The sequence below is a fragment of the Niastella sp. sgz303648 genome (assembly GCF_059587045.1).
In genome coordinates, this window is record NZ_JCAPSW010000007.1 from 531,490 (window position 1) to 545,590 (window position 14,101).

Annotated in this window: 13 protein-coding genes; 7 read left to right on the forward strand and 6 right to left on the reverse strand. The window is 41.1% G+C overall.

The genetic code is table 11. The annotated features are described in order from the left end of the window. The first annotated feature begins 16 nt into the window (after positions 1-16). Together AC59IL_RS22605 and carB are read left to right on the forward strand one after the other, a co-directional pair. On the forward strand, positions 17-232 hold the full coding sequence (locus tag AC59IL_RS22605; RefSeq protein ID WP_496554471.1) for a hypothetical protein: 216 nt from the start codon (positions 17-19) through the stop codon (positions 230-232). Between the two features lie 483 nt (positions 233-715). Then, positions 716-3,538 carry a carbamoyl-phosphate synthase large subunit gene (gene carB, locus AC59IL_RS22610; protein WP_496554472.1) on the forward strand — a complete coding sequence of 941 codons (2,823 nt, stop codon included), beginning with the start codon at positions 716-718 and terminating at the stop codon, positions 3,536-3,538. A gap of 85 nt (positions 3,539-3,623) precedes the next feature. Here the strand turns inward: carB and AC59IL_RS22615 are convergent, their stop codons facing one another. Continuing rightward, positions 3,624-4,601, reverse strand: a complete 978-nt coding sequence (locus AC59IL_RS22615; protein ID WP_496554473.1) for a hypothetical protein — start codon at positions 4,599-4,601, stop codon at positions 3,624-3,626. Beyond that, entirely contained in the window at positions 4,592-4,894 is a 303-nt protein-coding gene (locus AC59IL_RS22620) for a hypothetical protein (RefSeq protein WP_496554474.1), read from the reverse strand. The genes AC59IL_RS22615 and AC59IL_RS22620 overlap by 10 nt, the downstream gene beginning before the upstream one ends. Positions 4,895-4,982: 88 nt before the next feature. Here AC59IL_RS22620 and AC59IL_RS22625 point away from each other — a divergent pair, with 88 nt between their 5' ends. After that, positions 4,983-5,462 carry a DinB family protein gene (locus AC59IL_RS22625; RefSeq protein ID WP_496554475.1) on the forward strand — a complete coding sequence of 160 codons (480 nt, stop codon included), beginning with the start codon at positions 4,983-4,985 and terminating at the stop codon, positions 5,460-5,462. A 113-nt stretch (positions 5,463-5,575) separates the two neighbouring features. Here AC59IL_RS22625 and AC59IL_RS22630 read toward each other — a convergent pair whose 3' ends face one another. The 3 genes from AC59IL_RS22630 to AC59IL_RS22640 all read right to left on the reverse strand — a co-directional run bounded on the left by AC59IL_RS22630 (position 5,576) and on the right by AC59IL_RS22640 (position 7,870). Then, positions 5,576-6,232, reverse strand: coding sequence for a response regulator (locus AC59IL_RS22630; protein WP_496554476.1), 657 nt, complete (start codon positions 6,230-6,232; stop codon positions 5,576-5,578). 6 nt (positions 6,233-6,238) lie between these two features. Continuing rightward, positions 6,239-7,042, reverse strand: coding sequence for a sensor histidine kinase (locus AC59IL_RS22635; protein ID WP_496554477.1), 804 nt, complete (start codon positions 7,040-7,042; stop codon positions 6,239-6,241). Between the two features lie 156 nt (positions 7,043-7,198). Continuing rightward, on the reverse strand, positions 7,199-7,870 hold the full coding sequence (locus tag AC59IL_RS22640; RefSeq protein ID WP_496554478.1) for a hypothetical protein: 672 nt from the start codon (positions 7,868-7,870) through the stop codon (positions 7,199-7,201). Positions 7,871-8,100: 230 nt separating this feature from the next. On the opposite strand from AC59IL_RS22640, the gene AC59IL_RS22645 reads away from it, so the two are divergent. From AC59IL_RS22645 to AC59IL_RS22660, 4 genes are all read left to right on the forward strand, one after another. Continuing rightward, complete coding sequence (locus tag AC59IL_RS22645) at positions 8,101-8,949, forward strand: RteC domain-containing protein (protein WP_496554479.1); 849 nt, start codon at positions 8,101-8,103, stop codon at positions 8,947-8,949. A gap of 488 nt (positions 8,950-9,437) precedes the next feature. Continuing rightward, a complete protein-coding gene (locus AC59IL_RS22650) occupies positions 9,438-10,196 on the forward strand; it encodes a hypothetical protein (RefSeq protein WP_496554480.1) in 759 nt (252 codons plus the stop codon). A 156-nt stretch (positions 10,197-10,352) separates the two neighbouring features. Continuing rightward, entirely contained in the window at positions 10,353-11,486 is a 1,134-nt protein-coding gene (locus AC59IL_RS22655) for a hypothetical protein (protein WP_496554481.1), read from the forward strand. Between the two features lie 89 nt (positions 11,487-11,575). Next, positions 11,576-12,376 carry a hypothetical protein gene (locus AC59IL_RS22660; RefSeq protein ID WP_496554482.1) on the forward strand — a complete coding sequence of 267 codons (801 nt, stop codon included), beginning with the start codon at positions 11,576-11,578 and terminating at the stop codon, positions 12,374-12,376. A 284-nt stretch (positions 12,377-12,660) separates the two neighbouring features. On the opposite strand, the gene AC59IL_RS22665 is transcribed toward AC59IL_RS22660, so the two are convergent. Beyond that, positions 12,661-13,317, reverse strand: coding sequence for a response regulator (locus tag AC59IL_RS22665; RefSeq protein WP_496554483.1), 657 nt, complete (start codon positions 13,315-13,317; stop codon positions 12,661-12,663). Positions 13,318-14,101: the final 784 nt, after the last annotated feature.

A 14,101-nucleotide genomic window follows, 5' to 3' on the forward strand; every position in this document is an offset into this window, starting at 1 on the left:
TGTACAAACTCGTTTTATGAAAACGCTAAGGAACAGAATGATCTTAATATTGGCCTTAACAATCGGCTCAATAGTAGGTATCTTCCGTGGAAGTGAGGCTAAACAAAAATGGGTATTCCGTATCAAAAGTCGTTTTGATGAAAAACGCCAGCTTGCCGAACAAAAGAAATTGATACGGGGTGGCGGAGTAGCACTTGATGATATTGAATTAGCCGCTTTTCACAACAACTGATTTATAAATTTTCAGCCAGCAATTCAAAGCCTTTGCCGGATGGTGAAGGCTTTTTTATTGTCTGGACTGGGATGGGTGGGATTTGTGGGATGCATGGGATACAGATGCAAAGGACGGAGCTAAATCTTCTTAACAAACGATCGTTCTGTATTTAATCGTAAAGAAATATTATGTTAATGTACCTGTGTTTCAACCTTCTTTTTTTTGCAATTTTTATAACCACCTTTATATAAGCACTTACACATCTGCAGCTTCCTGCACCTGCCTACAGAATTTAATCTTCCGCTTTCTGATTTCCTACTTCTGACTTCAGCCCCTCCGCCCTGAAGGACGGAGCTACGGCAAAAAAATAATCCTCAAAATTCCCCCCGCTACCTTACTTTTGCGCAATTTGTGCCGACGCTACCCCTCAAAAATGTGGTAAAACCAGCCCGGAACGAAGGTTTAACAAGGTTTATTAAAAAAAATCGCTCTTAACTCAAAATGCCAAAAGACACTTCCATCAAGTCAGTACTTATTATCGGTTCAGGTCCCATTATTATCGGACAGGCTTGCGAATTTGATTATTCCGGTTCGCAGGCAGCCCGTAGTATCCGGGAAGAAGGAATTAAAGTAATTCTTATCAACAGTAACCCGGCAACTATCATGACCGACCCCATGATGGCTGATAAAGTATACCTGTTGCCCCTGACGGTAGAAAGCATTGAACAGATTCTGGAAGAGAACCAGATTGATGCAGTGCTGCCAACCATGGGCGGACAAACAGCCTTAAACCTTGCTAAAGAAGCCGGCGAACTGGGTGTATGGGAAAAATACAATGTACGGATGATCGGGGTAGATATCGATGCCATCGATACTGCCGAAGACAGGGAAAAATTCCGTCAACTGATGTTTAGGATCGGCGTACCCGTAGCTCCTTCAAGAGTGGCCAACTCCCTGCTCGAAGGAAAAGAATTTGCCCAGGAAATAGGATTTCCTCTTGTAATTCGCCCCTCGTTTACCCTCGGTGGAACCGGCGGCGGATTTGTTCACGATAAAACCGAACTCGAAGCTGCACTCGACAGAGGGTTAAAAGCTTCGCCCATTCATGAGGTGCTGGTCGAAAAAGCAGTATTGGGCTGGAAAGAATATGAACTGGAACTGTTACGCGATAAAAACGACAATGTAGCCATTATTTGTACAGTTGAGAACGTTGACCCTATGGGTGTTCATACCGGTGATTCCATTACGGTGGCTCCTGCTATGACTCTGAGCGATACCGCCTTTCAGGAAATGCGTAACAAAGCCATTCTGATGATGCGCAGCCTGGGAAATTTTGCCGGCGGTTGTAACGTTCAATTCGCATTAAATCCCGATACCGAGGAACTGATCTCGGTTGAGATCAATCCGCGTGTAAGCCGTTCATCGGCCCTGGCTTCAAAAGCAACCGGTTACCCCATTGCAAAAATCGCTGCTAAACTCGCTATAGGATATACGCTCGATGAACTGAAGAACCAGATCACCCAAACAACTTCGGCCTACTTTGAACCGGCGCTTGATTATGTAATTGTAAAAATGCCGCGCTGGAATTTCGATAAATTCAAAGGCGCCAATGATACGCTGGGCCTTCAAATGAAAAGCGTAGGCGAAGTAATGTCTATAGGAAGAAGTTTTACCGAAGCTATTCAGAAAGCCTGTCAGAGCCTTGAGAACAATGCAGTAGGATTAGGTTATTACGGAAGAAGCCAGATGCATGCCGAAGAACTGATCGAATATATAAAAACACCCAAATGGGACCGCATCTTCCGTATTAAAGATGCGCTGATGCAGGGTGTATCGGTAGGCACCATTTCGAAAGCTACCGGCATCGACCGCTGGTTCATCAATGAAATCAGAAAGATCGTTGACCTCGAGAAAGAGATCCTTAAATATAAAATGGCTACGCTGCCCATTGAGTTATTGAAAGAAGCCAAATTCCACGGCTTTAGCGATGAACAGATCTCCAAAATAATGCAGGATGGCAGCGATGAAGAAATTTATGAAAAACGCAAGGCAGCAGGCATTACCCGGGTATACAAAATGGTAGATACCTGCAGCGCCGAGTTCGAAGCCAAAACCCCCTACTTTTATTCAACCTTCGAATCGGGCAATGTAAATGAAAGCAAAGCAAGCAACCGCAAAAAAGTGATTGTACTGGGTTCGGGCCCCAACCGCATTGGTCAGGGTATTGAGTTCGACTATTGCTGCGTGCATGGTTTGCTGGCATTAAAAGAATGCGGTTACGAAGCTATCATGATGAACTGTAACCCCGAAACAGTTAGTACCGATTTTGATATGGCCGACAAACTGTACTTTGAACCTGTGTTCTGGGAACATTTGTGGGAACTGATCGAGCACGAAAAACCAGACGGTGTAATTGTTCAGCTGGGTGGTCAAACAGCGCTGAAACTGGCAGAACGTTTAACCAAAAAAGGCGTAAAGATCATTGGCACTTCATTCGACAATATGGATATTGCCGAAGACCGCGGCCGTTTTAGCGATATGCTGAAAGAGCTGAATATTCCTTACCCCAGCTATGGAACTGCATATACCGTTGATGAAGCGGTAGAAGTTGCCAACAAGGTAGGTTATCCGGTACTGGTTCGCCCCAGTTATGTGTTGGGTGGTCAGCGGATGCGGATCGTGATCAATGACGAAGAAGTTGAAAAAGCGGTAGTGAGCCTGCTTAAGCACATCCCCGGCAATAAAATTCTCATCGACCACTTCCTCGACCGTTGTCAGGAAGCGGAAATTGATGCCATTTGCGACGGAGAAGAAGTTCATATAATGGGTGTAATGGAGCATATTGAACCGGCGGGTATACATAGCGGCGACAGCAATGCAGTACTGCCCCAATTCAATTTGACGCCACTTGTTGTAACAACCATGGAGGAATATGCGCGCAAAATTGCCTTCAAACTAAATATCAAAGGGCTCATTAATATTCAGTTTGCCATAAAAGACGGCAAAGTGTATGTAATTGAGGCTAACCCGCGTGCATCGCGCACTACACCGTTCATTGCAAAGGCTTACCAGATCCCTTACTTAAACGTTGCTACCAAAGTAATGCTGGGCGCCAATAAACTGCGCGACTTTAAATTCGTAAAACGCCTGAAAGGTTATGCGATAAAAGAGCCGGTGTTCAGTTTTGAAAAATTCCCTGGCGTAAGCAAAGAGCTGGGCCCCGAAATGAAGAGTACCGGTGAAGCCATCCGGTTTATCAAAGATCTGCGCGATCCTTACTTCCGTCAGTTGTATAAAGACAGAAGCATGTACCTGAGTAAGTAGTAAGTTGTAAGTAATAAGTTATAAGTAAATACAGTATAAAAGCCCTTTCGACAAGTCGGAAGGGCTTTATTTTTTATACCTGCATCTATAACTTACAATAGAACTCAAGGCCTGCAAATGGTTTTTTAAGAAAATAATATGTGGGGTAACTCACATCGAGGTTCATGGTTTTATTCGAAACAAAAAAAGAAAAAAAGCATTCTTTCAGTGGGCTGTATCTTACCGATGCTTTAAAAAAGGGATATACGAAGTATGAAGGTCTTTTTTCGCCGGGATTCAGGTAAACACCTTTGTTCAGCTTTGCAAAAATGGCATTAACGTCATATTGCAGGTCGGCGTTCAATTTCTTCAACAACTCATAATTACATTCACCCACACTGGTAATACCCCAAACATTGCAATCGGTGTATTCGGTAAATACCGCCCATTGACTAAATGGTGTTTGAAATTTACGCAAAGGATACAAATATGGTCCGGTATTATTTGCGTACAACTCTCCAGCATTTTTAACAGGATCTCTGTACCTGTAAGCACCATCATAATTATAGAAATTATAAGTTGCCCCGTAATACCTGATTTCGGTTTTATTGGTGGCAAAAAATTTGCGGCTCTTAAACTGCTTTTCAATACCGGCCACAAAGGCTATCTGCTTGTTTAATTCCTTGTAAGAATCATACACATCTGGATGCCAGGGCTTATAACTAATTTGTGCAAACAGGCGCAGGTTGTTAGTACAGTGCAAATGCCCAAACAGGTTAATATACGAGTTGGGCTTTGCACCTTTATAAGGCGCAACGGCCATTACCCACGAAGCACCAACTACAGCTGAATCATTTTTGAATTTTTGCTGAAGCGATACGGCATCCAGATCATCTATCATTAAACCAATGGCATTTACCAGATCGCCATAAATAGTATAGGTAAGCTGCGTGTTTTTATAACGAAATGAAGCCTGTGTTCCCTGCAGATCGATATTATAGATCATCAGCCCCTCCTCGAGCTTTTCGTTCAGGAACTGCCCTACCCTGGCTTCGACCATCAGAGAACGCCTGCCTATATGCAACGTATCTTTAGTTTACCGGCCACTGAAGTAGTGGTTTTTACCGCCGCATACATAGCTCCATGAATTAACGGGTTATCGGTAGCCGTATCGAACCGTACAGGCAATTGGTTATTATACAATCTTTGTTTTTTTATGATATCGGGCAGGCCGGCCCTGCTGCCAGTACTGTAATACTGTTGTATGGCATAGCTTTCAAAACCGGCATTGAATTGTAACTTTTTGGGGAGAGAATCCTGGCTGTAGCATAAGGAAAAGAGTATTTGACTCAGCACTAACGTAAAAGTATATCTCATCGAGAAAGGTTTGTTCGCACAAAGTCAACCAAACATTTAAAGGCTGTTCTTTTACCTGAACATCTTAACTTTATTTTAAACAATTGCCATGAATAAAGAAGTTCAATACCTGATCACGACATTGAAAACCACGTTACAGGGCCAGCCCTGGTACGGCAAGCCGGTGTACAGCCTGCTTGATGAAATTGATCCTTCATCGGTATATATTAAACCGGGTGAAACCGAACATTCGCTTATTGAATTACTATACCATATGATTGCCTGGGCAGCGTTTACGCAAAAGCGGCTTGAAAACTCCACCGGATGGGATGATCAATATATGGAAACAATCGACTGGCGCACTATTGACCCCGTTGAACATACCTGGGAAAACGGCCTTTCGGCGTTGAAAGAAACCCACAACCGGATTATTGAACTGTTACAGGGAAAAAACGACTCCTTTTTAAGTGAAAAAGTTGAATACAGGGAATATAACTTTCGGTTCCTGTTGAACGGGCTTGTACAGCATAATATTTACCATATAGGGCAAATAGCGTACGTGAAGAAATTTCTGAATTCAGGATCCTGAGCAGGATTTCTGATTTCGGGATTTAGGGATTTAGGGATTTTGAGATTTCTTTTATTCGATCATTGATTCAGGACTTTGAAATACCGAAATCACAAAATTCAAAAATCTCAAAATCAAATTTCAACCATGCCGTGCTTGATGGCGAAGATAACCAGGCCTACGCGGGTTTTGACGCCTAATTTTTCGAACAGGGAGTTGCGGTAGTCATCTACTGTTCGGGGGCTGACAAACATTTTACCGGCAATATCTTTATAGGTTAGTTCGGTGCAAACGTGTTTCAGAAATTCTTTTTCTTTTTCGGTGAGCGATATGGGTTCATGTGGTTTATCCATGTCTTTATGCAAACCACTGATAATTTTACCCGAAATCAGTTCGGAGAGATAGAAGTCTTTATGCAATACTGAATCCAATGCCAGCTTCAGCTCTTCGGGCTCGGCATTTTTCATGATGTAGCCTTTGGCGCCAAGGCGAAGCATGCGAATGATGGTGCTTTCGTCGCTAAACATCGATAGCGCCAGCACTTTAACCTGCGGAAAGTTTTTATAGATCCATTTGGCAGTTTCGTACCCGTCGATATCGGGCATATTTACATCGAGCAAAATAATATCGGGTATTACGTGTTTGCTCAGCTTTTCCTTTACTTCCTGCCCGTTACCGGCTTCAAACAACACCTGGTAGGAGTTGAATGAATTGATCAATCGCGCCAGTGCACTGCGCAGCAACGTATGGTCATCTGCAACTGCTACCTGTATGTTTTTATTAACAGTCATTATCGCTCATTCACTTTTTACCAGGGTTAAGGGCAATTCAATAGTAACGATGGTGCCATGGCCGGGTTCACTTTTCATATCAATTTCGGCTCCTATCAGTTTTGCCCGGTTGAAAATACTCTTTAATCCAACACCGGCCGCAGAGGAAGTGGAATTTTTCTTTTCAGCCACGTTAAACCCTACTCCGTCATCTGTTATTTTCATAGCGAACCTATCGTCAAGATAGGTTAAAGATACCTGTACGTTTTTTGCTTTCGAATGCTTTAAAATATTATTCAGGTTTTCCTGAAAAATGCGGAACAACACGATCGATTTCTGTTCGTCGAGGCTTTGTTCGATGCCCGATATGGAAAACTCAATTTCGAGCAAACCGGTTCTGTTAATGCTTTCGAGCTCGAAGTGTATGGACTCGGCAAGACCGATTTGCGTAATGCGATCGGTATGAAGACTCTTGGTTAGATTGGCCAGGTCCATCATAGCCTTGTTCAATACCTGGCGGGCCTCCTGCACCGGCTTCCAGGCCTCATCTTTTTCACCCATGGGCAATACGGCCAGCGACAATTTCACCACCGACAACATCTGACCGATATTGTCGTGCAGTTCCTGCCCGATGTTTTTAAAGGTTTCTTCCTGAATTTCGAGTTGCGACTTCAATGCCTCCCGTTCATATTCCTCTTTCATGTGCGTCAGCTCCAGCTCCTGCCTGTGTTGCCTGCGCTGGTATAGGAAAAGGATAGTAACAATAAAGCCCACCAGCAAAACCGCCAGAATCGCCCCGATCACGATCACTATATATATTTCCGAATTCATAACAACTCCCTCGCGAAAAGCAATTTAGGATAAAGTTTTTCGAAATGCCAGCTAATGATTATTTTTTTGAGAATTTCACCTACGCTCATCCTACGACTACGCTCAGGATGTTGTGATCCTTCGATCCTTCGACTACGCTCAGGACGCTCAGGGCGCTCACCCTTCGAGTGCGCTCACCCTTCGACTACGCTCAGGGTTTTTCGGATATTTAATCCGGCACAAAAATGCCATGGTAAATAAGCTATAGAGCAAATAATTAGGTGTTGACATTAACAAACGGTAATAGGGGCGTTGTAGCAGGTTAAGCCCTTTTGCAGCCATGATAGGCAGCGTTAACGTATAAAAAAATAACAGGCCGCTGCAAATCCAAAAGGCAGATGCCCGTAAAGGTTTGGCATGAACTGTATGCTTGATCAGTTCATAGAAATAAACAATGCAAAAAACTATGATCAAAACGGCGCCCAGATTAATAGTATGGGTGTGCAGGGTATTTAACCCCTGGAAAAAGAAAATATTAAGCAATGCAATCAGGGGGTAAACCCAGACAGCCATTAAAATCGCCTTTCGTATTGCGGGCTGGCCGATAACAAAATACAAAACCGAGAAATAGAAAATAAACTCAACAATTGTAAAGAAATTATACATGGGGATATTACCCACATGCCTGATCCTCATATAATATCCTATCATTTCCACACAAAAAGTCAAGGCCAAAAAGGGAGGGAAAAATTTTAAATACCGGGGAGCGTTTTTTTCGAGATATATACTTAATGAAACCAGGAAACCCGTTGCAAGTATTGAAAAATAAATAATATTAAGTACATCCATGGGCTAAGGTTATATTAAAGGCTGAATTTACGCTTATTATAAGATTCATCAAAGTTAAGCAGCTGTGGATTTCCGGTAACCCGGTTTCCCTATTCTTTCCCTATATGGGGAGAGAAATGTGAAAATTCACATTCAATTCTGAGGTTTTTCCCATTGCTATAAATGCTTATTTATATAGTTTGGCTTCGGCTCGCATAGTAGCAACGATTTTGCCACCTAAATGCTATACTTTGACAAAGCTACATGAAGCCGGAGAGCAATTAATTGCATCCTTCACACAACAACTTACAACTATAGAAGATTCAGGCAGCCATATATTGCCTAAAGCAGAGGCAGCTATACAGATTTGCCGCGATTATCTTCAGCAACTCAAAACACTTACCCTGGAATGTGGGTTTGCAGACCAAGCGGAGGAAATACGTTTTTTTAAGCACACCAAACCGCAGTTTTTAAGCCCGCTTATATACCATAAAGCGGTTTTCAACATTTATTCCCAGTGGAATGAAGGGAGTGAAATTATACAACGTGCCTACCTGAAGCGCGAACTGTATAAGTTAAAACAGTTTTTTACAGATCACGTGCATTTTTACAGTTATTGCCGAACCAATAGCACCCACTTTGATGACAAATATTTTGTGCGTGGACATTTTGATATTCGTCTTATACCGGATAGTTTTTATTTTGAAGCTGATACGACTTTCAGCACGGGTTACGACTATATTCTTGCACGCATTGAGGCTAACAAACGACTTCTTGTTTACCTTGAAAAATTACTAATGGACGGAGAAAACCGGGCAAGTTTATCACCTATAACTTCTTCGAATACTCCCTCCCTCACGTGGACCGCAAGCAAAACAGATGCAGTTGAACTTATTTATTCGCTTTATTTAACAGGCGTATTCAATAACGGGCAGGCCGATTTGAGGTCAATTGCTATGAATTTTGAACAAACCTTTCATATCGATCTTGGCAATTACTATGATATTTTTCAGGATATAAAAATGCGGAAATTAGTACAAACCAAGCTGCTGAACAAAATGACAACTTCACTGCAAAGAAAGATAGAGGAAAAGGATTGAATGGGCGCCAGCGCCTGTACTTATCTTTCCATATACTGTTTGCATTCTTCGGCTTCTTTAATTCTTCGATCCTTCAACTGTGCTCATCCTTCGACTTCGCTCAGGATGGAATCTTCTACCCTTCGACTCCGCTCAGGGCGCTCAGGACAAAATCTTTCCCGACTCGGGATCATCTATGCAAAAAAGCATGTGAGGGTATATCACTTTTGTTACGAAATGAATGTATGTGGTATGTATGCTTTTAGTATGTGCTCCCTATGAATCTGATACTGTTAATATACTGTTCGGATACTGTTGGGATACTTAGGTCATACCTGAACCTTGCCGGAGCTATGCCTGAGGTATACATGATGGATACACTAAGTATACTAAAACCATACTTCTGAGATACATAGAACATACTTACTGACAGAGGTTATAAGACACTTTAATACTGATTTTTTTGTTGGACCGCGGCCAACCATTGTTCACTTTTAAAATTTACGATTATGCCAAAACAAAAAGGGACCCACAGAATAAAGGGGTCGATGGGTGATTTAACCTATTACAAAGATGGAGACGGTTACAAGGTTAAAGAAAAGTCGGAAATAAGCAAAGAGAGAATGAAAACCGATCCCGCGTTTGAGCTAACCCGGCAAAACGGCGCAGAGTTTGGCCGGTCGGGAAAAACGGCTAAACTGGTTCGCCTTGCCTTCAGAACCCTGTTGCTTAACGCAGCTGATAACAGGGTACACAGTCGCCTGGTGCAGCGGGTTAAGAAGGCCCAAAATGCGGATACAACCAGCGCTCGTGGTGAACGAACGGTTACAAAGGGCGATGTGACATTGCTTCAGGGTTTTGAGTTCAACATCAAAAGCCCATTAACCAGTAGCTTTTTCGGCACTTATAGCTGGAGCATCGATCGAACAGCGGGCATATTAACCATTACCATTCCACCTTTTGTTCCGGGCAACAAAATCGTTAGCCCACCAGGGGCCACGCATTGCCGGATTGTAAGTGGCGGTGCAGCCATTGATTTTGAGAACGGAACATTCAGCAATGATGACAAAGAGCACTTTGCAGAAATAAAACTGGATAATACCACTACGCCAGTTATAAACCTGCAACATGCGGTAACGCCCAATACCACTTTGCCCCTTTTTATGGCACTGGGTATTGAGTTTTATCAGGAGCTCAACGGAACCCTGCATTCGATGAAAAACGGAGGCTTCAATTCCCTTACACTTGTTAAAGTAGAGAGAGGGTAGCCTTTATTCATTTCCCCTTCTTCAATTTTTTGGAGAAGGGGATTTTTTAAACCCAGGGCAGTAGGCAGTTGGAACCCTGTATGCCAGCAGTAAACCGAACTCCGGACTTGTCAATATGCAAGCAATTTTTTTTGTAAACATCTAAATTAATTTATCGTGAAAAACTTAATATTTTTCTTTTTCATGCTGTTGATTGGAAGACTTTCAATAGCACAAATTGTTCCCTTTAATTATGCTGATAAGCAGGGCAAAAAATTATTCCTTAAAATTTCAGAACCTGATACAACCGGGATGGGGTTAATAGCATTTAACGATAGTTCGAAACGCATTTCGTATCCGGAACTTTCATTAGAAGTTAAAGAAAAAGCTTATGAAAAGGAGCAAATAATAAATGGTTATTATGAAAAAAAGATCGATTCGATAGCGAAAAAAATAGAAGCAACAGATGATACTGAAGAAATATCAGCGTTAAAAGACGAATTATTAAAAATTGAGCAAAAAAAGAAAGATCAATTGAAGGTTGTTAAAATATTATACGATCTATCGAATGAAATGATGTACCGGTATCGAACATCAGGGAAATTAGAATTGTTTCCCGTTCGCAACTCAACAGATGCTCAGCTATTTTATAACAATGAAGTAAAAGAGAACTCTGCACGATTTCTAAAGAACAGTAATCTGTTTTATTCACCAGACGGTGGTAAGGCGTCGCTTTACAGCGAGATATATTCGGATTACGCTGAATTTGTTTGCGTGGGCGTTGGGGTATTAATTAGTAATAAGCAAAGTTACAGAGACAGCCTCAAAGTTACGGACTCAGCCGAATTACAAAAAGATGCAGTGCAAAGACTCTTAGGGGGCGGTGGCAACTTCACTATCAACTTAAGCACGCCAATTTTGAATTATGAAAGCAGTTATATAAAAAGCGAAAGGTTTTGTTTTAAGCTAATTGTTGCGCCAAGGATCTCGTGCGATGTACCGAAACTTGGAACCCAGAAAAATGAGTATGCCATTAACTTTGATATGGGAATTGAAGGTTCCTTTTTTTATACGCTGTCGAACTCAGCCATTACTTTTTTCTCTAATTATAGATTTGGGTATGTACTTGGAAATGGCACGTTTTATACTAACATTCTTAAAGACGATACCAAACCTTTTTCTTTGAATTCATTGTGCGCAGGCATTGCCCTTTCATCAACTTTTAGGATTACCTGGAATTATTATTTTGGCAGCAGCTTTGTAAAAGCAAATTTTCCTGCGAGCATAGGTTTTTCGATTGTTCCTGATTAATTGGATGGTTAGATAGTTCCTATGATTACTACTTACCGTACCCTTTATTTAATTTATTATTTGACCCTTCACCAAAAAATTTAAATAATATGGCAAAGGTAAAGTCAGCGATAAAACTAAGCGGAAAACTCGGGGATGTTGTATTCGTTAACAGCAAATTCGGAAATTATGTTCGTAAGGCTGCTGTTCCCAAAAGCACCAGCGTGGCTTTTCAACTGCAACGTAAACGTACCAAGTTCCTAAGCAGATTGGGCAGTGAGCTTAATCGCATCATTGGTGGATATGCCGATGGTTTAAAACGACCTGATTTTTATAACCTGCTGCAAAAGCATTTCAGAAAGGAACCGGCAGATAACCGTTTTTTGTTATTGAGTCAACTGCCGGGAATGGATGTTAATGTCGTTAACCCACATGTCAATAAGGGATGCATTAAGGGAGCGGCTAGTATTACCTCCCAAAAAATACTGGTGAACCTGCAGGTTGACCGTCACCCTTCGCAGTGGATAGAACGTTATAAAGTGAATTGCTATTATTATGAAGTAATTCTGCTATGCTGGCATAAAGGCGACAAACCGGTAACCCATGCGCGACAGTATAGCGATTGGGTCAAAATCAACAATGGCAAACCGGAATTTGAATTCCTTTTCTCAATACCTGCAGGCGTAAGCCAATGGCTTTTATGCGTAAAACAGAGATTGGGGGTGAATGGAAAAGCAATTGAAGTTTCTGCAGCAGGAAGCATGCAAATAATAGCTGTGGGTACATTCGAGAAAAAAGACAAGGATTTATTCCATAAAAGACAGGTGGAAGAAAAGGAGAAGCAGTTAGAAGAGAAAAAGGAAAAAAATGTTGAGGAGGTGGTACGGGTAAAGGCAAAAAGGATGATATGATGTAACGTGGATTTCAAAAAGGTTAGGGAACAAATTACGACCAGCATGATATGCTGGTTTTTTTTGCCAATGTCGTAATGCATGGCTATGCATACACGGCTTTTTATGTTTAACCGGCCCAGCGCAACCGTATTGACATAGCCTTCAAATGCATTGAATTTTCCCTGTTCTTTTTTTGCTTTTGCGTTTTTTATTTTTCTCCAATTCGATATCTGAAATTTTATAGTAATAGTCGAAATATGGTTATTTCTCTTTTGCAGATAATGGTTTAATTTAAGATATTATTAAAAAGTTACCAGTCCATGTCGTATGGCAAACATGGCCAGGCCTACACGGCTTTTTACATCTAACCTGCCGAAAAGTTGATCGCGTAGAGCCTCTACCGCACGGGGGCTCAGATTCATTTTCCCTGCAATTTCTTTATAAGTCAATTCAGTGCAGCTGAATTTCAGAAACTGTAGTTCCTGTTCACTGAGAAGAGGTTTCCTTTGCGTAATATCTTCTACGGAATTACGGAACAGGTTTACCAGTTTATCGGTCACCTGATGCGAATAATAATATCCCGATTCCATGACCGACCAGATAGCGTACTTCAGTTCTACGGGATGTATATCTTTCCTTAGAAATCCCCGCACACCCGCCTGCAACAGGCGTATAAGTGTTACATCGGTATCGTACATTGTTAACATCAAGACATAAACATTCGGATAATTTTTTTGAAGCCAGGCCGAAGTTTCATATCCATCCAGCAAGGGCATATTCAAATCAAGTATAAGTACATCAGGGACCTGACTGTGTTTTATTTTTTCGAGAGTTTCCTGTCCGTTGGAAGCTGTAAAAAGTACCTTGCAATTTTCAAACGTATTAATCAGTGAAGCTAATGCCTCGCGCAACAGGCTATGATCATCTGCCAGTGCTACATTTATTTCTTGTTTATTCATATTGGGTACATAAATATTTTTTGAATATTCTTTAGCGGGACCTTATAGTGATAAAGGTTAGAAAAGGTATGAAAAAAATATACAAACCGTGAAAACCCTATTTCAAATTGATTAAAATCAAGCATGCAGCCATAATATAATCCCTGTTCTCATGATATTAAAACTGACTTTCGCGATTTAAATGATACATAAATGCTATTGCAAACATTAAATAACTAGTACAGTATATCAGTGTTAAAACAATATGCATTATTATTAATTCAAACGGGGTACAATGCAGTAACAAACTTTGGGCAGTAATAAGCGGTATTGTACAACAATGATAAAATAATATACCACCGGCTATCCAAAAAGAAGTTGTATGAAACAGGTTTGCTTTACCCGGTACCCTAAAAAGTTCATATAGATAATAGCCGCTCAAAACTGTCAACACAAATCCACCTACAGAAAATACTATTGTATTGAAATTATTAATTCCCTGAATAAAAAAAATAAGCGGAATGGCAAATACCAGATACATACAAACAGCATATACTATCCATTTTCTAACGGTTGGTCGCTGAATCATATTATACAGTATAAAACAAAAAAACAGGAACTGTATAATCATAAAAACATTAAAAATATTATGATTACTGCCATATTTTACTGCCCACTAATTTGCAAATCTTTCAACTATAAAGGTTAAGAAAATAAACCAGGGCAAAGTCTTTACATATAAAGGAGCCTCTTTACTAAATAAGTAACCATTCGGTCCTTGACGTTACCAGGCGAATAAAGAAGT